Raw genomic sequence first — 17,195 nt, 5'->3', positions numbered from 1 at the left:
CCGGCGCTGCGGCGTTAGGCTGGCAGCCGTCTGCAGGCCGGCATCGGCCCCCACCCCGCTATGGAGCCCCCTCCCATGAAGCTGCGCACCCTGACCCTCGGCCTTTCCGCCGCCTTGCTTGCCGCCTGTGGCGGTGGTGGCAACGGCGCCGCGCAGGACGGCAAGGTCCTCAACGTCTACAACTACAGCGATTACATCGCCGAAGACACCATCCCGGCGTTCGAAAAGCAGAGCGGGATCAAGGTCACCTACGATGTGTTCGACAGTGACGAAATGGTGGAAACCAAGCTGCTGGCCGGAAACAGCGGCTACGACGTGGTGGTGCCGACGCTGAACTTCTTCGGCCGGCAGATCCAGGCCGGCGTGTTCCTGCCGCTGGACAAGGCCAAAATCCCCAACCTGGCCAAGCTGGACCCGAAGGTAATGGAGCGCATCGCCACCCAGGACCCGGGCAACAAGTACGGCGTGCCGTACATGATCGGCACCACCGGCATTGGCTACAACGTGGACATGCTGAAGGAACGTTTCGGTGGCAGCGCCGACATCGCCAACAGCTGGGACCTGGTGTTCAAGCCGGAAAACATCGCCAGGATGAAGGACTGCGGCGTGACCATCCTGGACACTCCGGCCGACATGATTCCGGTGGCCATGCACTACCTGGGCCTGGACCCGCACAGCAACAACCCGGCCGACATCCAGAAGGCCGGCGCGCTGCTGAAGTCGATCCGCCCGTACGTGCAGAACTTCCACTCCTCGCAGTACGTGGGCTCGCTGGCCAACGGCGGCACCTGCCTGGTGGTGGGCTGGTCGGGCGACATCATCCAGGCGCGTGACCGCGCCGAAGAGGCGGCCAACGGCGTGCACGTGGCCTATTCGATCCCGCGCGAAGGGGCGCCGCAGTGGTTCGACATGCTGGCCATCCCGAAAGATGCCAAGAACCCGGAAGCGGCCTACCAGTTCATCAATTACCTGCTGGAACCGAAGGTCGCCGCGGCCAACACCAACTTCATCCACTACGCCAACCCGGTAAGCGAGGCGACGCCGCTGGTGGACGAGGCGATCCGTACCGACCCGACCATCTACCCGCCGGCGGACGTGGCCGAAAAGATGTTCACCTATTCGATCAACACCCCGGAAACCGACAAGCTGTACACCCGCTTGTGGACGGAGATCAAAACCGGCCGTTGATCGGGGCGGTCAGCCAGCTAGATCCCCGCCATTGGGCGGGGACATGGCAGTGCCGGGGCAGGCGCCGGAGTTGGACGTGCTGTCCCAGTTGCGGATCTGCGGGCCCTGCCAGTGCACGAACGTCATGTCCGGCCTGCTGAAGCTGGTATAGCCCATGCATGTGTTCCAGTTCTGTACGTGCACGACGTTGGCGAGCACCACTTTCTCCGGGTTGAATGCTACCCAGGTGAGCTTGTGGATGCCTTTACCCATGGGTGTGTACGCGTACTCCACGGTGTTGTTGTTGCCGATTGCATCGCCGCTGACTCCCCAGAAGCTGGCCGTACAGCCGTCGTCATGGAAGCGGATAAGGAAGGCGCCGGTGTCGAAGTCCGACAGCATGGTCTGGCCGGTTCCGGGGTAGCCGGTGGGGCTGCAGGCCCAGGCACCCAGCGGTGCGCAGGCGAGGATCAGGGCGACGAGGGGGCGGAGGGTGCGCATGGAAGGGTCTCGGCTTCGGGGACTGCGGTGCAGGTCCTGGGATGAGCGTGCCCGGCCACCGTGCCCAAAGTAAGAGCGGGCCGCGACGCGCCGCAGCGGTGCGCCGCCGGCCGCCAACTGCCGTCATGTCGCTTCGGCACGGGCATGGCTAGAATGGCGCCGCTGTCCACCATCCGCTCCCGGAGCCCCCCATGCCCGCTGAAGCCCTGCCGGAAGCCGTCGTCGCCGATACCCACGGCGAGCCCGGCTACCTGTCCATCCGTGAGCTGCGCAAGGAATTCGACGGTTTCGTCGCGGTCGACGACGTCAACCTGGACGTGCGCAAGGGCGAGATCTTCGCCCTGCTGGGTGGCTCGGGCAGTGGCAAATCCACGCTGCTGCGTTGCCTGGGCGGGTTCGAAACGCCCACCAAGGGCAGCATCGTGCTCGATGGCCAGCCGCTGGTGGCGCTGCCGCCGTACAAGCGTCCGGTCAACATGATGTTCCAGTCCTACGCGCTGTTCCCGCACATGAGCGTGGAGCAGAACATCGCCTTCGGACTGAAGCAGGATGGGCTGGCAAGTGACGCGATACGCCGCCGGGTGGGTGAAATGCTCGAGCTGGTGCACATGACCCAGCTGGCCGAGCGCCGGCCGCACCAGCTGTCCGGTGGCCAGCAGCAGCGCGTGGCGCTGGCCCGTTCGCTGGCCAAGGGGCCCAAGCTGCTGCTGCTGGACGAACCGATGGGTGCGCTGGACAAGAAGCTGCGCTCGCAGATGCAGCTGGAGCTGGTCAACATCATCGAAACCTCCGGGGTCACCTGCGTGATGGTCACCCATGACCAGGAAGAGGCGATGACCATGGCCACCCGCGTCGCGGTAATGGATGCGGGCTGGATCCAGCAGGTGGGCAAGCCGGAGGATGTCTACGAGCAGCCGGCCAACCGCTTCGTCGCCAGCTTCATCGGCTCGGTCAATTCGTTCGAAGGGGTGATCGACGAGGACCTGCCGGAGTACGTCACCGTGCGCTCGCCAGCGTTCCCCGCGCCGATCTACATCGGCCACGGCATCACCTGCTATGAGGGCCAGCCGGTCGCCTTCGCGGTGCGTCCGGAGAAGATCATGATCGGCAAGGACGAGCCGGAAGGGCATACCAACAAGGCCCAGGGCGTTATCGAGGACATCGCCTACTTCGGCAGCCATTCGGTGTACCACGTGCGCCTGCCCAGCGGGGCCAGGGTGATGGCCAACTTCGCCAATTCGCAGCGCTGGGCCAGCGATGGCCTGACCTGGGGCGATGAGGTGTGGGTGCACTGGCGCGACAACGACGGCGTGGTGCTGACCTCATGAGCGCGGCCGTGCGCAAACGCTGGATGCCGGAACTGCGTGATGCGGTGGTCGGCGTGCCGTATCTGTGGCTGCTGCTTTTCTTCGCGGTGCCGTTCGTGATCATCCTGATGATCTCCTTCGCGCATACCCAAGTGGGTTCGCCGCCTTACACTTGGCTGCTGCAGTACGTGGATGGTGCGCTGGCGCTGAAGTTGAACCTGGAAAACTACCTGCAGCTGGTGCGCGACCAGCAGTACGTGCTGGCCTATGTCAGCTCGTTCAGGATCGCTGCCATTTCCACCGTGCTGACCCTGCTGATCGGGTATCCGATGGCTTATGCCATCGCGCGCATGAAGCCCTCCACGCGCAACATCATGATGATGCTGGTGGTGCTGCCGTCCTGGACGTCCTTCCTGATCCGGGTGTACGCGTGGATCGGCATCCTGGACCGCAACGGCCTGCTCAACCAGCTGCTGCTGAAGATCGGCCTGATCGACCAGCCGCTGCAGATCCTGTACACCCCGACCGCAGCCTACATCGGCATCGTGTACTGCTATCTGCCGTTCATGGTGCTGCCGTTGTATGCCAATCTGGTCAAGCATGACCAGCGCCTGCTGGAGGCCGCCTACGACCTCGGCGCCAAGCCGTGGCAGGCCTTCCTGCGCATCACCCTGCCGCTGTCCAGGGCCGGCATCATCGCCGGCTGCATGCTGGTGATGATCCCGGCGGTGGGCGAATTCGTGATTCCCGAAATGCTCGGCGGGCCGGATACGCTGATGATCGGCCGCGTGCTGTGGGGCGAGTTCTTCAACAACCGCAACTGGCCGGTGGCCTCGGCGGTGGCGGTGGTGATGCTGTTGCTGCTGCTGGTGCCGATCTTCCTGTTCAACCGGTCACAGCAGCGCGTGCTGGAAGGAAAGCAGGCATGAGCACCCTGCGCGGTTACCGCTGGATGGGCTGGGGCGCATTGGCGCTCGGCTTTGCCTTCCTGTACCTGCCGATCCTGCTGCTGATGGTGTTCTCCTTCAACAGCTCGCGGCTGGCCACGGTCTGGGCCGGTTTTTCCACCCGCTGGTATGGCGAACTGTTCAACGACCGCGCCCTGATGGATGCGCTGTGGATGAGCCTGAAAGTGGCGTTCTGGACCGCCTGCGCCGCCACCGTGCTGGGCACGATGGCGGCCATGGTGATGACCCGCTTCCGGCACTTCCGTGGCAAATCCGCCTTCAGTGCGTTGATCACCGCGCCGTTGGTGATGCCGGATGTGATCCTGGGCTTTTCGCTGATGACCCTGCTGGTGTCGATGGGCGGCATTCCCGGTTTCCCGGCGCGGGGTGCGGCCACGATCTGGATCGCCCATGTGACCTTCACTCTGTCCTTCGTGACAGTGGTGCTGTCATCGCGGCTGCAGGAGCTGGACATATCCCTGGAAGAGGCAGCGATGGACCTGGGCGCCAGTCGGCTGACCGTGTTCCTGAAGATCACCCTGCCGATCATCGCCCCGGCGCTGCTGGCCGGTTGGCTGCTGGCCTTCACTCTGTCGCTGGACGACGTGGTGATCGCCAGCTTCGTGGCCGGGCCCAGCTCGACGACGTTGCCGATGAAGGTTTTTGCTTCGGTGCGCATGGGCATCAGCCCGAAGATCAACGCACTGGCCACGCTGATGGTATCAGCGGTGGCGGTGGCCGCGGTGATCGGCTGGTATGTCACCGCGCGCGGCGAAAAACGCCGCCAGCGCGACCTGCTGCTGGCGCGCCAGGACAACGGCTGATGGCATCGGGTGCCGTGCAGGTACCCGACGCCTGTGCGGCTCAGCCGGTCACAGCGGTCCCTTGTCGCGGAGCGATCCGCTCAGGTTGGTGAACTCCAGTCCTTCGCTGGTGATGTTGGTGTACACGCGGTCTTTGAACCAGTCCTGGACCTGTGCGACGGTCGCCCGATGGACCGGCTCGATCCAGTAGAGAAGGTAATGGTCCGGCGCGGTGGCGATGGCGGTGTATTCCACGGTTTCGGTTTCGCCCTCTTCAGGACCGCGTATACCGACATAGGTCATGGTGCGGCCATCTCTTTCAAACCGCAGTTCGTAGGCATTCTCACCGAAATCCAGCTCCACGACCCTGCCGATGCCGGGGTACGGGTGGTCCGGATGGGTCTGCGGTGGGGGACTGGCCAGGGCGGCGGCGGCGCTGAACCCCAGCAGTGTGCTCATGATGATCTTCTTGTACACGACGTTTCCTTTTAGGCCTGTTTGAAGGCCGTGGATGGCGCTGGCGTGAGGGCTCGCGCAGAGGAAGTTTCATCGCCTGGGCCCGGCGCCGTAAGAGGGAAGCCGGTCGGGAATTGACGGCTGCTGTCGACTAGCCCGTCTTGCCCCAGGGCGGTAGATGGGAGCGACATCCGGTCGCACCGTCGGGCGCCAAAGGGACCCGCTCCGGCAACATCCGGCTCACGTTGGGCGGCGCAGAATGGATGCCTGACTTACAGGAGCCCTCCATGACCGTCGAGATCGTCAACCCCACCACCGGCCGCGTGGACTATCGCCATGAGCTGCTGGACACGGCCGGGATCGAACATCGCCTGCAGGCTGCGGCCGGTGCCTTTGAGGCGTGGTCCGCCACCTCCCTGCAGGAACGCGCAAAGGTGCTGCGCGGCATTGGTGCCCAGCTGCGCGCCCGCAAGGATGACATCCAGCACGCGATGACCCGCGAGATGGGCAAACTGAAGGCCGAGGCGCTGGCGGAAGTGGAAAAATGCGCGGCGGCCTGCGAGTACTATGCCGACCATGCTGCCGACTACCTGAAGCCACAGTTGATCGATACCGAGGCGCAGCGCAGCTACGTGCGCTACGAGCCGATCGGTTGCGTGTTCGCGGTGATGCCGTGGAATTTCCCGATCTGGCAGGTATTCCGCTTCCTCGCGCCGGCGTTCATGGCCGGCAACGTAGCCCTGCTCAAGCACGCCAGCAACGTGCCGCAGTGCGCGGACCTGATCAACGAGGTAGTGCGCGCCGGTGGCCTGCCCGATGGCGTGTTCGACGTGCTGCATATCGACAACGACCAGGCCGCCGAGGTGCTGCGCGACCACCGGGTGAAAGCAGTCACCCTGACCGGCAGCGAGCGGGCAGGGCGCTCGATCGCCGCCACCGCCGGCGACGTCCTGAAGAAGTGCGTGATGGAACTGGGCGGCAGCGATGCCTTTGTCGTGCTGGATGACGCGGACCTGGACAAGACGGTCGAGGCGGCGGTGAAGTCCCGCTTCGACAACAGCGGGCAGACCTGTATCGCGGCCAAGCGGTTCATCGTGGTCGAGGCGGTGGCTGATGCCTTCACCGAACGCTTCGTTGCCGCAGCCGGCGAGCGGCGATATGGCGATCCTGCCGATGCGCGGACCACGCTGGCGCCGATGGCGCGGGCCGACCTGCGCGACGAACTGCACAAGCAGGTCCAGGCCAGCGTTGCCAAGGGTGCGCGGGTACTGGCTGGTGGTGAGCCGGTGGCCGGCAGCTACGCAGGGTATCCGGCAACCGTGCTGGACCAGGTCGGACCGGGCATGCCGGCCTATGATGAAGAGCTGTTCGGTCCGGTCGCCGCGGTGATCCGGGTGAAGGACGAGGCGGAGGCCCTCAAGGTGGCCAACGATACCCGCTTCGGGCTGGGTGGCAGCGTGTGGACCACCGATGCCGCGCGTGGCGAAGCGTTCGCGCAGCAGATGGAGTGCGGCGCGGCGTTCGTCAATTCCATCGTCAAGAGCGACGTGCGGTTGCCGTTCGGCGGCAGCAAGGAGTCCGGTTTCGGCCGCGAACTGGCCGAGCACGGCATCCATGAGTTCATGAACATCAAGACGATCTACGTCGCCTGAGCAGAACCGGTAGCGCCGAGCCATGCTCGGCGTCGCCTGACCTACAGCCAGCGCACCCGCTTGAACAGCCGGAACAGGCCCACGCAGACCGCGCCGACGCCGACGATCATCGCCGGGTAGGCCCACGGTTGGTCCAGCTCAGGCATGTGGGTGAAGTTCATGCCATACCAGCTGGTGATCAGCGTAGGGGCCGCCAGCAGAGCGGCCCAGGCGCCGAGGCGCTTGACCGTTTCGCCCTGCGCCAGCGTGACCAGTGACAGGTTGACGTTGAGCGCGGTGCCCAGCATCTCGCGCAGCGTGTCGATGACATCGCTGATCCGCACGGCATGGTCGTGCACGTCGCGGATGTACAGCTTGACCTCATCGGGCACCAGCCCGGTTTCAGCGGGATAGCGCCTCAGCGCCGACAGTACGTCCTGCAGCGGAGCCACTGCCATGCGCATCTTGTTGAGCTCGCGCTTGAGTTCGTACAGGCGCACCACGGTGCTGCGCCGGTAATTGTCAGCGAAGATGTCTTTTTCCAGCAGTTCCAGCGTGTCGCGGAAGCGGTTGGTGATCGGCAGGTAGTTGTCGACCACGAAGTCCAGCACCGCGTACAGGCAGTACGAAGGCCCCATCTTCAGCAGGTGCGGCTCGCGCTCCACGCGTGCGCGCACGGGTGCATAGGACAGCGACGCGCCATGCCGCACGGTGACCAGGAAGCGAGGCCCCACGAAGGCGTGCGTTTCGCCGTACTGGATGCGCTCGTCGACCATCTGCGCGGTGGTGACCACCACGAACATCGAGTTTCCGTAGGTCTCCACCTTCGGCCGCTGGTGTGCGTTGCGCGCGTCTTCGATGGCCAGGTCGTGCAGGCCGAATTCTTCCTGCAGCTTCAACAGGACCGAATCGGCAGGATCGTACAGGCCGACCCATACGAAGCCGTTGCCGCTGGCGATCACGTCGCTGATCGCATCCAGGCTGATGTCGTGTCGCTTGCCATCATCATCGTAATGGACACAGTTGATGACGCACGCGGGGTTGTGCGGGGCGGGGCCGGTGGTATCAGGCAGGGTCATGCCACGTATCCTGCGTCAGTGTGCGTGAAGCGCCAATCGCGGCAGGCGTCGGCCCAGGACCCAGGCCAGCGCGGCGTGCACGGGCAGCAGCAGCACGATCCACTGGATGTTGTACTGCGCCTGCAGGCTGAGCCAATGCAGCACCAATCCCGCCACCGACAGCATCGTCACGCTCCACAGGGTGACGCGGAACAGGCGCCCGGGGGCGCGACGGCGCAGCAGCGCGACGGCGCCGGGCAGCAGCAGCAGGCACAGCGGCGAGAGCTGCAGCAGGTTGCGGTTGGCCCACGCGGCGTGGTGGTCGCTGAAGCCCCACAGGAACACCAGCAGGCCGCCAGCGATCGTGCTGAAGGTCCAGAACGGCAGCGCCAGCGCGGCCAGCAGGCGCGGCCGCCGACGCAGCGCGATCACCCCGGCACCGAGGCCGAGACCGAGCACCAGCCACGGCCACCAGGCGCGCGCGCGTTCAGCCGGTTCGGCATCGATGCGGTGGGCCAGCAGTTGTTGTTCGGACTGCACCAGCGGACGCCCTTCGCTGTTGCGTGCCTGGCGCAGCGCATCGGCCAGCCGCATCGGCACGAAGGCCTCCTGCCAACGCGACAGCGGCTGGTCTGCGAACGGGCCCAGGCCCAGGTCGAAGCCGAGCCACATCCACGGTGCGGGTGATGCCAGACGCACCGATTCGCTGCGGTAGGTGTTGCCGCGCGAGCGGCCGGAAAGCTGCGCGTGCAGGCCGCCGTCCAGCGCCTTGTCCAGCGTGTCGCGCACCATCGTGGCGCAGTTGGCGGTGTAGTAGTCGTAGCGGTAGCGTGCGTTCTCCGGCCTGGCACGTTCGGCCAGGTCCGTGGCCAGTGCACGCGCCTGCGCCGGGTCCAGGTCGAGCCACTGCACGCTGGCGCCGCGGCCGGCCTCGTCGTAGTAGCCCAGGTCCTGCTCCAGCGGCAACGCGACCAGGTAATACATCATTTCGCCACGCACGAAGCGGCTGACGAAATCAGGCTCACCGGGGTCGAAGTAGCCGAAGTTGTACGAGGTGGCGGCGCCGCTGACCGGGTCGACCACTACGATCGCATCATGGCCGAAGCGCTCGAAGAAGATCGTGCCCGGTTGCATGGTGACCACGCCGATGCGCGGTACCGCGGGGTCGGCTTCCGCGCTGGCTGCTGCGCTGGCAACCGGGTCGGCAGCGGGCTGCTGCGCCAGCGCCTGCAGGGGCAGACCCAGCAGGCCGGCCAACAGCAGTACCGCCAGCCAGCAGCTCAGCAGCGTTCCAGTGCGAAGGTTCAAGCGTTTTCCTGCTCGTCCGCCGGCAGCACGGTTACGTGGAAGGCCTGCACGCGACGTGCGTCGGCGCGGGCAACACGGAACATGAAGCGGTCCAGGGCCAGCTCGTCGCCGATTTCTGGCAGGTGGCCGATGGCTTCGGTGACCAGTCCGCCGATGGTGTCGTAGTCGTCATCGGGGAAGGTGGCGCCGAAGCGCTCGTTGAAATCGCCGATGGCAGTCAGCGCATCCACCACGTACTGGCCGTCGGCCTGGATGGCGATGCCGGCGGTCGGATCTTCGGCTTCGTCGTGCTCGTCGTCGATCTCGCCGACGATCTGTTCCAGCACGTCCTCGATGGTGACCAGCCCGGCGACACCGCCGTACTCGTCGACCACGATCGCCATGTGGTTGCGCGAAAGGCGGAATTCCTTCAGCAGCACGTTCAGGCGCTTGGCTTCGGGGATCAGTACCGCCGGCCGCAGCAGCTCGCGGATGTTGCCCGGACCGTTGTCGGCGACCACCCCGCGCAGCAGGTCCTTGGCCAGCAGCACGCCGAGGATGTCGTCCTTGTTGTCGCCGTGCACCGGGAAGCGCGAATGGCCGGATTCGACCACCTGCTGCATCAGCTCCAGGAACGGGGCCTCCACCGGCAGCGACACCATCTGCGAACGCGAGATCATGACGTCACCCACGGTCAGGTCGGCGACCGAAATGGCACCTTCCATCATGCGCAGGGTGTCGGCCGCGATCAGGCCGTCTTCGTGTGCTGTGTGCAGCACCGCAACCAGCTGGTCGCGCGTATGCGGTTCACCGGAAAACGCAGCACCCAGGCGCTCAAGCCAGCTGCGTTTCTTCTCACTGTGCTCCTGTGCGGAGCTTGTACTGTCGTCTTCAGACATCTCGGGAAAAAAGGCACCCGGCAGGCCGGGCGATGGACGCAGTCTAGCAGGATGGCGCGACCTGCAACGCGTCTGCCGCCGACGCCCGGGGCAGGGCCCGAAGGCCGTGTTCAGCCCTCTGCAGACGCCGTCGGGGCGGGGGCGGTCGCTTCTTCCGCCGGCAGGTCCAGGCTGTAAGTGCAGCCCGCCAGGGTCTGCCCAGGATGGCTGCGGACGGTGGACACGCTGAGGATGATCGATTCGATCATCGGCTCACCGGTCCTCGGATCGGTGGTGTCGCGGCTGACGACTTCACGCCCGGCCATGAACTTGCCGTCGGCGTCGTAGGCGGTCTCCAGCTTCAATTCACCGGCCAACGGCCGCGGATCGGGCAGATCGAGCACGGCCATGACGCTGGCGCCGGCCAGCGCGATGCGGTCGGTCTGCCGGCCGAACACCGTGGCGGGGTTGGCCAGGCGGAATTCGGTCATGAACTGGTTCTGCTGTGGCATCGGCTGCAGGCCGAGTGCGACCGCCTTCAACGGATCGGCGGTGGCAGCGCCAAGGGCGGCATGCTCGGCGATTCCCTGGCGGCACTCGACCAGCGCCGGAATGTCCACGCCGGCGGCGGCGCCCGGCAGTGCAGGCAACAGGAGCAGCAGGGCGATGCGGGCGGGCAGTGTCATCGGAAATCAACGGGCGTGCGCTGGGCAGGATTCCCGATGATAGCGGCACCGCCGGTAACGACCAACGGTGTCCTGCCAGGCGTGCTGTCTGGTCAGCGCAGGCGCTGCTCGCTGCGGGTCCACCAGCGCCAGGCCGGGCCGGCGGCCAGGACCGCCCCGACGGTACCCAGTGCGGTCACCGCCATGCCGCTGTTCGGCGAGAGCGGCAGCCAGCCTGCACCGAGCGCGCAGGCCGCGCCGAGAACGAGCAGCAGGGGAGCGACGGCGGTCGGACGTTGTTCCAGCATCACAGCCTTCCTGGCATGAAATCGACGCGGGATTGAAGCACGAACGCCATGGCCTACGGAAGAGCCGTCAGCGACAGCTTCAGCGCTCGCCGGCATAGGGATCGGAAATGCCGAGCTCGGCCAGGATCTCGCGCTCCAGCTGTTCCATCGCGTCGGCTTCCTTGTCGTCCTCGTGGTCCCAGCCGAGCAGGTGCAGCACCCCGTGCACGGTAAGGTGCGCATAGTGGGCGTTGAGCGCCTTGGCCTGTTCGTCGGCTTCGCGTGCCACCACCGGCGCGCAGATCACCAGGTCGCCCAGCAGCGGGAACTTCACCCCCTTCGGCAGGCCTTCGGGCAGTTCGGCCGGGAAGCTGAGCACGTTGGTGGCGTAATCCTTGCCGCGGTAGTGGCGGTTGAGGGATTGACCTTCCTTGGCATCGACCAGCCGGATGGCAAGATCCGCCTCGCGGATGCGGCCTTTCAGCGCCGCCGCCACCCACTTCCGGAAACTCACCGCCGAGGGCAACCCGGTGCGGGGCAGGGCGTAGCTGACCGCGACATCAAGGCGGACCGGACCCTTGGTCATGGGGTGGCTCCGGGCTGGATTTCGTGCAGGTCGCGACGGTCGTATGCGGTGACGATACGGGCCACCAGCGGATGGCGCACGACATCGCGGGCCTCCAGGAAGGTGAAGCTCACCCCTTCGACATCACGCAGCACGTCGATGGCATCGCGCAGGCCGGACTTCACATGCTTGGGCAGGTCGGTCTGGGTCAGGTCGCCGGTGACCACGGCGGTGGAGCCATAGCCCAGCCGGGTCAGGAACATCTTCATCTGTTCGATGGTGGTGTTCTGTGCTTCGTCCAGGATCACGAACGCGTCGTTGAGCGTGCGGCCGCGCATATAGGCCAGCGGCGCGATCTCGATCACGTTCTTTTCCAGCAGCTTGACGACCTTCTCCACGCCCAGCATTTCATACAGCGCGTCATACAGCGGGCGCAGGTACGGGTCGACCTTCTGGGTCAGGTCGCCGGGCAGGAAGCCGAGCTTCTCGCCGGCTTCCACTGCCGGGCGCACCAGGATCAACCGTTGCACGCGCGATTCGTTCAGTGCTTCCACCGCGCTGGCCACGGCCAGGAAAGTCTTGCCGGTACCGGCCGGGCCGATGCCGAAATTGATGTCATGCGCGGCGATCTGGTGCAGGTAGCGGGCCTGGTTGGCACCGCGTCCGCGCACCGTGCCGCGCTTGACCTTGATCGCCACGTCCTGCGCCTCGTAGGCGCGCTCGGCGATGTGCTCCACGTTGGCCTGGTTCAGCCGCAGGTGGATGGCCTGGCTGTCGAAGGTGACTTCGGCGGCCTCTTCGTAAAGGGCCTCGACCAGCTTCTGGGCTTCGGCGGCGGCTTCGGCCGGTCCGGTGATGCGGAACACGTGGGCGCGGTTGGCGATCTCCACGCCGAGTTTCAGTTCGATCTGGCGCAGGTGGCCATCGAAGGGGCCGCTCAGATTGGCAAGCCGTTCGGTGTCTTCCGGGGACAGGGTGAAATCGCGATGGGCAAGTGCGGTCATTGCATCAGGCGGCACCGCCGGGACGACCGTGCCGCAGGGCTTGGAATGGGACAACAGAGTAGCGCTGTCATGCACGGACCGCCACCGCATCGCGGCTCCGGCCTGCTTTCCACAGGCACTGTGGGCGGGCATGCGAAGAAGGTGTGGATAAGCCGCGCAAAGCCAGTGAGGAGAACGCTGGCGAGGTGCTGGTCATTTCCTCGCCAGCGCAGCGCCTGCCGGACCGCTCAGGCGCGCTCCACCACCCGTCCGCGCAGCGAATTGGCGTACGCCTCGGTGATCAGCACATCGACGAACTGACCTACCAGCCGCGGCGGTGCGGCGAAGTTGACCGTGCGCATGTTCTCGGTCTTGCCGCTCAGTTCGTTGGGATCCTTGCGCGAAGGACCTTCCACCAGTACCGACTGCACCGTGCCGACCATACGCTCGGAAATGCCGGCTGCGTGCGCGTTGATGCGCGCCTGCAGGCGCGACAGCCGGGCATGTTTTTCGGTATCGCTGATCGTGTCTTCCAGGTCCGCCGCCGGGGTGCCCGGACGACGCGAATAGATGAAGGAAAAACTCTGGTCGAAGCCGATGTCTTCGATCAGTTTCATGGTCTTCTCGAAGTCCGCGTCGGTCTCGCCCGGGAAGCCGACGATGAAATCCGAGCTGATCGAGATATCCGGGCGCACCGCGCGCAGCTTGCGGATCTTCGACTTGAATTCCAGCGCGGTGTAGCCGCGCTTCATCGCCGACAGCACGCGGTCGCTGCCCGCCTGCACCGGCAGGTGCAGGAAGTTGGCCAGCTGCGGTACGTCGCGGAAGGCGTCCACCAGCGAATCGCTGAACTCAAGTGGATGCGAGGTGGTGAAGCGGATGCGCCCGATGCCGTCGATTTCGGCGATGGTGCGGATCAGCAGTCCCAGGTCGGCGAACTCGCCTTCGCCGTAGGGGCCACGGTAGGCGTTGACGTTCTGGCCGAGCAGGTTGATCTCACGCACGCCCTGCGCGGCCAGTTCGGCCACTTCCACCACCACGTCCTCGAACGGGCGGCTGACTTCCGTGCCGCGGGTGTAGGGCACCACGCAGAACGAGCAGTACTTGGAGCAGCCTTCCATGATCGACACGAACGCCGACGCGCCTTCGGCACGCGGGGCGGGCAGGTTGTCGAACTTCTCGATCTCCGGGAAGCTGATGTCGACCTGCGGACGGTTCTGCTCGCGACGTGCGCGGATCAACTCCGGCAGGCGGTGCAGGGTCTGCGGCCCGAACACCAGGTCCACGTAGGGCGCGCGCTTGATGATCGCTTCACCTTCCTGCGAGGCCACGCAGCCGCCCACGCCGATGATCACGTCGCGGCCGTTGTTCTTGAACGCCTTCCAGTTGCCGAGCTGGCTGAAGACCTTCTCCTGGGCTTTTTCGCGGATGGAGCAGGTGTTGACCAGGATCACGTCGGCCTCTTCGGGCCGATCGGTCAGCTCCAGCCCGTCGCTGGCGGCGAGCACGTCGGCCATCTTGGCCGAGTCGTACTCGTTCATCTGGCACCCGTGGGTCTTGATGTACAGCTTGCCGCGCACCGTGCCGGGCTTGCACGGCCCGGTGGGCAGGGCAATCAGCGGGGTATCGCCCGCAGCGGCGGGCAGGAAGACGTCTGGCGTCCCGGTCATGGCGATCAATCCAGGCGGGTGGGGTGATGGCCCCGTAGTTTACCGGAGCCACGGCCCCGGTAGCGCCGCCCCATGGTCGGCGGGATTCCGCCGAGCACGGCTCGGCGCTACCACGTCGGCGAAGGTAGCGCCGACCCATGGTCGGCGAGCGCAGCGGGCCGTGGCCGGGGTCGCGCGCTCAGGCCGCTGCCAGCCCCGCGTCCAGCGCTTTTCCGCGCAGAACAGCCGGATGTGCGGCCATCCGGGCGATGTACGCCGCCGTGGCCGGACCGGGCTGCAGCAGGCCGAACCCGCTCATCCAGCCCAGCGCGCTGCCCCACAGGAAGTCCGCTGCGGACAGGCGCTCACCCAGCAGGTAATCCCCCCGCTGCAGCTGCTCTTCCACCACGGCCAGCACGGTTTCCGCATCCACATAAGGCGATATGCCGCGAGGCGCCGGATCGCGCTTCATCGCTTTGTCGACCATCGCCGGCTCGAAACACGAACCATAGAACGCCAGCCAGCGCAGGAACGGACCGCGCAGCCGATCACCTGCCGGTGGGGCCAGCCCGGCCTCCGGGTACAGCTCGGCCAGGTACTGGTAGACCGCGACCTGCTCGGTCACCAGCACGCCGTCATGCACGATCGCAGGCACCTTGCCCATGGGATTGAGGGCAAGGTAAGCCGGCGCCAGGTTGTCGCCTTCCTTCAGGCTGAGCAGTTCCAGCGCGTAATCCGCGCCGAGGGCTTCGAGCAGGACCAGCACCCCGCTCGAACGCGACGGGGAGGCGTGATACAGGGTGACGTGGCGCGTGGTCATGGTCGAGATCCAGTGGAATGAGCAGCCATGGTGGCGCACTATCGCGGACAACTTCTGACCTCGATAGCCCGCGCTATGTCGCATACCGCCCATCGCCTGTTGCGCCTGATCGCCCTGCTGCAGGCCCGGCAGCACTGGTCCGGGGGCGAGCTCGCCGAGCGCATGCAGGTAGACCAGCGCAGCATCCGCCGTGACATCCAGCGGCTGCGGGAGCTGGGCTATCCGGTGCGGGCATCTTCCGGGGTAGGCGGGGGCTACCGGATGGGCGCCGGCGGACCGTTGCTGCCGCTGCTGCTGGAAGAAGAAGAGGCCACCGCCATCGCCCTGGCCCTGCGCGCGGCGGCCTCCAGCATGGCCGGCATGGAGGACACCGCGCGTTCGGTGTTGACCAAGCTGGACCCGCTGGTGCCCAGCCGCCGGCGCCAGCAGGCCGGCGAGATCCATGCCGCCACAGCCACCCTGTCGCAGAAGCCAAGCGTCGACGGCCAGCTGCTGGGCAAGCTGGCGGTGGCCTGCCGGCAGGCCGCGCCGCTGGCCTTCGATTACCTGAGCCATGGCGGCGCAGCCACGCATCGCCGGGTCGATGCCCAGCATCTGGTGAACTACGGCCGCTGCTGGTACCTGCTGGCCTGGGACCACGGCCGGGCCGACTGGCGCACCCTGCGCGTGGACCGTATCAGTGGCCTGCAGTCGTTGCCGGGGCAGGGCATGCGTCGCGCGCTCTCGGTGCCGCCGGAAGTGGCGGTGCACCAGGCGGTCAGCCAGGCGCCCTTCGTGCTGAAGGCCGAAGTGCACCTGCCCGGGTCGCTCGACCAGTTGGCCCCGCAGGTGCCACCGTGGTGCGGTGTGCTGCAGGAAGGGGGGCCGGGACACTGCATCCTGCACGTCGGGGCCGACACGCCTGCGATGCTGGCCAGCCAGATCCTCAGCCTGGACATCCGGCCCCTGCGCATCGAGACGACGCCTGCGGCGCTGCGTGCGGAGATGGTCGCCTGCCTGGACGGGCTGGCCGCGGTGATGGCCGATGCGGGATCTTCACGCCCGGTTTGAGTGGAACGTGCTTGGCAAGGGCCGCACAAGCTGGGACACTCGCGCCCATGAAGGGGATCTTGGGGATCGCGGCGCTCATCGTTGCTGCACTGGTTGCCGTGCCGGCCAGTGCCGGCAATCTATACAAGTGCGTCGGTGCTGACGGCGTGCCCAGCTATGTCAGCAAGCGCTTGGCCGGGGCCCAATGCAGCGTCATCAGCTACACCCGCGACAGCCGCGCGCCACGACCGGTGGTGGCCCCTGCGGCGCCGGTTGCGGTGGCCGCTCCGCGTGAATCGCCGGCCGCCGGCGCGGTCCCGGTCGGGATGATGGGCGCGGCCACGGCGGTCGCCAGCACCACCGCCGCGGTGATCGCTTCACCTTCCGTCACCCCGGCAGCGGCCCCGGTCGCAGCGCCCAAGCCGCAGAACAAGGCAGGGCGCGTGGTCAGCGGCCAAGTCTATTCCTACATGCAGGACGGCGTGCGTCATTACACCAGCGCACGTCCTTCGCGGCAGGTCGCCAGCCTGGAACAGGTGCGCACCATCCGTTACAGCTTCATCGAGCGGTGTTTCGCCTGCGGCACCCGGCCGGGTGTCAATTTCGGCTCGGTACGTCTGAACACCACCGCCTTCCAGGCCGAGATCGCCGCGGCGGCCCGCCAGTACGGCGTGGAAGAAGCCATCGTGCGCGCGATCATCCATGCCGAATCGGCCTACAACCCGACCGCGCTCAGCCGCGCCGGCGCGCAGGGCCTGATGCAGCTGATGCCGCCGACCGCCGCACGCTTCGGCGTCACCGACTCCTATGATGCGGCGCAGAACATCCGCGGCGGGGTGCAGTACCTGTCCTGGTTGTTGAAGCGCTTTAATGGCGACCTGACGCTTGCCGCCGCCGGCTACAACGCTGGCGAAGGCGCGGTGGACCGGCATGGCGGCGTGCCGCCCTATAGTGAAACGCGCTACTACGTGCAGCGGGTAGGGCAGCTTGCCGAACGCTACCGGGGAGCGCTGGCAAGCAACCAGTAGCTGCACGGCCGGTCCAGCGGCGTCGCGCTGCTGCATTGGCACATTGACCGCGACAAACGTTTCGCTACACTCGTTTCAGATTCAAAGCAGCCTGGCCCCCACCAGGTTGCCGGCAGCCTTAAAGCTACCTAATC

At 66.3% G+C, this 17,195-nt stretch carries 18 protein-coding genes; 7 read left to right on the top strand and 11 right to left on the bottom strand.

Annotated elements, in window-relative coordinates; genetic code table 11:
* The first annotated feature begins 75 nt into the window (after window positions 1-75).
* Entirely contained in the window at window positions 76-1,188 is a 1,113-nt protein-coding gene (locus IFT63_RS09215) for a polyamine ABC transporter substrate-binding protein (RefSeq protein WP_042614384.1), read from the top strand.
* Between the two features lie 9 nt (window positions 1,189-1,197).
* Here IFT63_RS09215 and IFT63_RS09210 read toward each other — a convergent pair whose 3' ends face one another.
* Window positions 1,198-1,668, bottom strand: a complete 471-nt coding sequence (locus tag IFT63_RS09210) for a hypothetical protein (protein ID WP_192083900.1) — start codon at window positions 1,666-1,668, stop codon at window positions 1,198-1,200.
* A 191-nt stretch (window positions 1,669-1,859) separates the two neighbouring features.
* Between IFT63_RS09210 and potA the strand changes: the two genes are divergently transcribed.
* Genes potA through IFT63_RS09195 form a run of 3 tightly spaced genes read left to right on the top strand, consistent with a single transcriptional unit; the run spans window position 1,860 to window position 4,746 of the window.
* Window positions 1,860-2,996, top strand: coding sequence for a polyamine ABC transporter ATP-binding protein (gene potA / locus IFT63_RS09205; protein WP_192083899.1), 1,137 nt, complete (start codon window positions 1,860-1,862; stop codon window positions 2,994-2,996).
* The gene (locus IFT63_RS09200; RefSeq protein WP_042614387.1) at window positions 2,993-3,904 is read left to right on the top strand and encodes an ABC transporter permease subunit; all 912 of its coding nucleotides are present in this window, start codon (window positions 2,993-2,995) and stop codon (window positions 3,902-3,904) included. Before potA ends, IFT63_RS09200 begins: the two co-directional genes overlap by 4 nt.
* Window positions 3,901-4,746 (top strand): ABC transporter permease subunit, encoded by an 846-nt coding sequence (locus IFT63_RS09195; RefSeq protein ID WP_042614388.1) that lies wholly within the window; start codon window positions 3,901-3,903, stop codon window positions 4,744-4,746. The genes IFT63_RS09200 and IFT63_RS09195 overlap by 4 nt, the downstream gene beginning before the upstream one ends.
* 48 nt (window positions 4,747-4,794) lie before the next feature.
* On the opposite strand, the gene IFT63_RS09190 is transcribed toward IFT63_RS09195, so the two are convergent.
* Complete coding sequence (locus IFT63_RS09190) at window positions 4,795-5,202, bottom strand: hypothetical protein (RefSeq protein ID WP_052812005.1); 408 nt, start codon at window positions 5,200-5,202, stop codon at window positions 4,795-4,797.
* A 266-nt stretch (window positions 5,203-5,468) separates the two neighbouring features.
* On the opposite strand from IFT63_RS09190, the gene IFT63_RS09185 reads away from it, so the two are divergent.
* Window positions 5,469-6,833 carry an NAD-dependent succinate-semialdehyde dehydrogenase gene (locus IFT63_RS09185; RefSeq protein WP_192083898.1) on the top strand — a complete coding sequence of 455 codons (1,365 nt, stop codon included), beginning with the start codon at window positions 5,469-5,471 and terminating at the stop codon, window positions 6,831-6,833.
* Window positions 6,834-6,874: 41 nt separating this feature from the next.
* Here IFT63_RS09185 and IFT63_RS09180 read toward each other — a convergent pair whose 3' ends face one another.
* The 9 genes from IFT63_RS09180 to IFT63_RS09140 form a co-directional block, all read right to left on the bottom strand.
* Window positions 6,875-7,891 carry a magnesium and cobalt transport protein CorA gene (locus IFT63_RS09180; protein WP_192083897.1) on the bottom strand — a complete coding sequence of 339 codons (1,017 nt, stop codon included), beginning with the start codon at window positions 7,889-7,891 and terminating at the stop codon, window positions 6,875-6,877.
* A gap of 15 nt (window positions 7,892-7,906) precedes the next feature.
* Complete coding sequence (locus IFT63_RS09175) at window positions 7,907-9,109, bottom strand: DUF4105 domain-containing protein (RefSeq protein WP_249404437.1); 1,203 nt, start codon at window positions 9,107-9,109, stop codon at window positions 7,907-7,909.
* A gap of 65 nt (window positions 9,110-9,174) precedes the next feature.
* Window positions 9,175-10,056, bottom strand: coding sequence for a transporter associated domain-containing protein (locus IFT63_RS09170; RefSeq protein ID WP_042614392.1), 882 nt, complete (start codon window positions 10,054-10,056; stop codon window positions 9,175-9,177).
* A gap of 110 nt (window positions 10,057-10,166) precedes the next feature.
* Complete coding sequence (locus IFT63_RS09165; protein WP_192083895.1) at window positions 10,167-10,721, bottom strand: hypothetical protein; 555 nt, start codon at window positions 10,719-10,721, stop codon at window positions 10,167-10,169.
* Window positions 10,722-10,813: 92 nt separating this feature from the next.
* Window positions 10,814-11,008: a hypothetical protein gene (locus tag IFT63_RS09160; RefSeq protein WP_042614394.1), complete on the bottom strand. Its 195-nt coding sequence runs from the start codon at window positions 11,006-11,008 to the stop codon at window positions 10,814-10,816.
* A gap of 79 nt (window positions 11,009-11,087) precedes the next feature.
* A complete protein-coding gene (gene ybeY, locus IFT63_RS09155) occupies window positions 11,088-11,573 on the bottom strand; it encodes an rRNA maturation RNase YbeY (protein ID WP_042614395.1) in 486 nt (161 codons plus the stop codon).
* Window positions 11,570-12,556, bottom strand: a complete 987-nt coding sequence (locus IFT63_RS09150) for a PhoH family protein (protein ID WP_192083894.1) — start codon at window positions 12,554-12,556, stop codon at window positions 11,570-11,572. Before IFT63_RS09150 ends, ybeY begins: the two co-directional genes overlap by 4 nt.
* Window positions 12,557-12,783: 227 nt before the next feature.
* On the bottom strand, window positions 12,784-14,205 hold the full coding sequence (gene miaB / locus IFT63_RS09145) for a tRNA (N6-isopentenyl adenosine(37)-C2)-methylthiotransferase MiaB (RefSeq protein ID WP_192083893.1): 1,422 nt from the start codon (window positions 14,203-14,205) through the stop codon (window positions 12,784-12,786).
* Window positions 14,206-14,383: 178 nt separating this feature from the next.
* Window positions 14,384-15,004 carry a glutathione S-transferase family protein gene (locus tag IFT63_RS09140; protein ID WP_192083892.1) on the bottom strand — a complete coding sequence of 207 codons (621 nt, stop codon included), beginning with the start codon at window positions 15,002-15,004 and terminating at the stop codon, window positions 14,384-14,386.
* Between the two features lie 75 nt (window positions 15,005-15,079).
* On the opposite strand from IFT63_RS09140, the gene IFT63_RS09135 reads away from it, so the two are divergent.
* Together IFT63_RS09135 and IFT63_RS09130 are read left to right on the top strand one after the other, a co-directional pair.
* A complete protein-coding gene (locus IFT63_RS09135; protein WP_192083891.1) occupies window positions 15,080-16,054 on the top strand; it encodes a WYL domain-containing protein in 975 nt (324 codons plus the stop codon).
* 47 nt (window positions 16,055-16,101) lie between these two features.
* A complete protein-coding gene (locus IFT63_RS09130; protein ID WP_192083890.1) occupies window positions 16,102-17,061 on the top strand; it encodes a lytic transglycosylase domain-containing protein in 960 nt (319 codons plus the stop codon).
* Window positions 17,062-17,195: the final 134 nt, after the last annotated feature.

The sequence above is a fragment of the Stenotrophomonas sp. CFBP 13724 genome, from assembly GCF_014841975.1.
Lineage (GTDB): Bacteria > Pseudomonadota > Gammaproteobacteria > Xanthomonadales > Xanthomonadaceae > Stenotrophomonas > Stenotrophomonas lacuserhaii.
The sequence above is the reverse complement of the archived record's forward strand: the minus strand, read 5'-3'. Positions and strand labels throughout refer to the sequence as shown.

What these genes read in the sequence shown, in the direction of transcription:
- IFT63_RS09135 (WP_192083891.1), top strand. Translation starts at nt 15,080, where the DNA reads ATGTCGCATACCGCCCATCGCCTGTTGCGCCTGATCGCCCTGCTGCAG.
- miaB (WP_192083893.1), bottom strand. Translation starts at nt 14,205, where the DNA reads ATGACCGGGACGCCAGACGTCTTCCTGCCCGCCGCTGCGGGCGATACC.
- ybeY (WP_042614395.1), bottom strand. Translation starts at nt 11,573, where the DNA reads ATGACCAAGGGTCCGGTCCGCCTTGATGTCGCGGTCAGCTACGCCCTG.
- IFT63_RS09195 (WP_042614388.1), top strand. Translation starts at nt 3,901, where the DNA reads ATGAGCACCCTGCGCGGTTACCGCTGGATGGGCTGGGGCGCATTGGCG.
- IFT63_RS09170 (WP_042614392.1), bottom strand. Translation starts at nt 10,056, where the DNA reads ATGTCTGAAGACGACAGTACAAGCTCCGCACAGGAGCACAGTGAGAAG.
- IFT63_RS09150 (WP_192083894.1), bottom strand. Translation starts at nt 12,556, where the DNA reads ATGACCGCACTTGCCCATCGCGATTTCACCCTGTCCCCGGAAGACACC.
- IFT63_RS09215 (WP_042614384.1), top strand. Translation starts at nt 76, where the DNA reads ATGAAGCTGCGCACCCTGACCCTCGGCCTTTCCGCCGCCTTGCTTGCC.
- IFT63_RS09210 (WP_192083900.1), bottom strand. Translation starts at nt 1,668, where the DNA reads ATGCGCACCCTCCGCCCCCTCGTCGCCCTGATCCTCGCCTGCGCACCG.
- IFT63_RS09185 (WP_192083898.1), top strand. Translation starts at nt 5,469, where the DNA reads ATGACCGTCGAGATCGTCAACCCCACCACCGGCCGCGTGGACTATCGC.
- IFT63_RS09165 (WP_192083895.1), bottom strand. Translation starts at nt 10,721, where the DNA reads ATGACACTGCCCGCCCGCATCGCCCTGCTGCTCCTGTTGCCTGCACTG.
- IFT63_RS09180 (WP_192083897.1), bottom strand. Translation starts at nt 7,891, where the DNA reads ATGACCCTGCCTGATACCACCGGCCCCGCCCCGCACAACCCCGCGTGC.
- IFT63_RS09140 (WP_192083892.1), bottom strand. Translation starts at nt 15,004, where the DNA reads ATGACCACGCGCCACGTCACCCTGTATCACGCCTCCCCGTCGCGTTCG.
- IFT63_RS09130 (WP_192083890.1), top strand. Translation starts at nt 16,102, where the DNA reads ATGAAGGGGATCTTGGGGATCGCGGCGCTCATCGTTGCTGCACTGGTT.
- potA (WP_192083899.1), top strand. Translation starts at nt 1,860, where the DNA reads ATGCCCGCTGAAGCCCTGCCGGAAGCCGTCGTCGCCGATACCCACGGC.
- IFT63_RS09160 (WP_042614394.1), bottom strand. Translation starts at nt 11,008, where the DNA reads ATGCTGGAACAACGTCCGACCGCCGTCGCTCCCCTGCTGCTCGTTCTC.
- IFT63_RS09200 (WP_042614387.1), top strand. Translation starts at nt 2,993, where the DNA reads ATGAGCGCGGCCGTGCGCAAACGCTGGATGCCGGAACTGCGTGATGCG.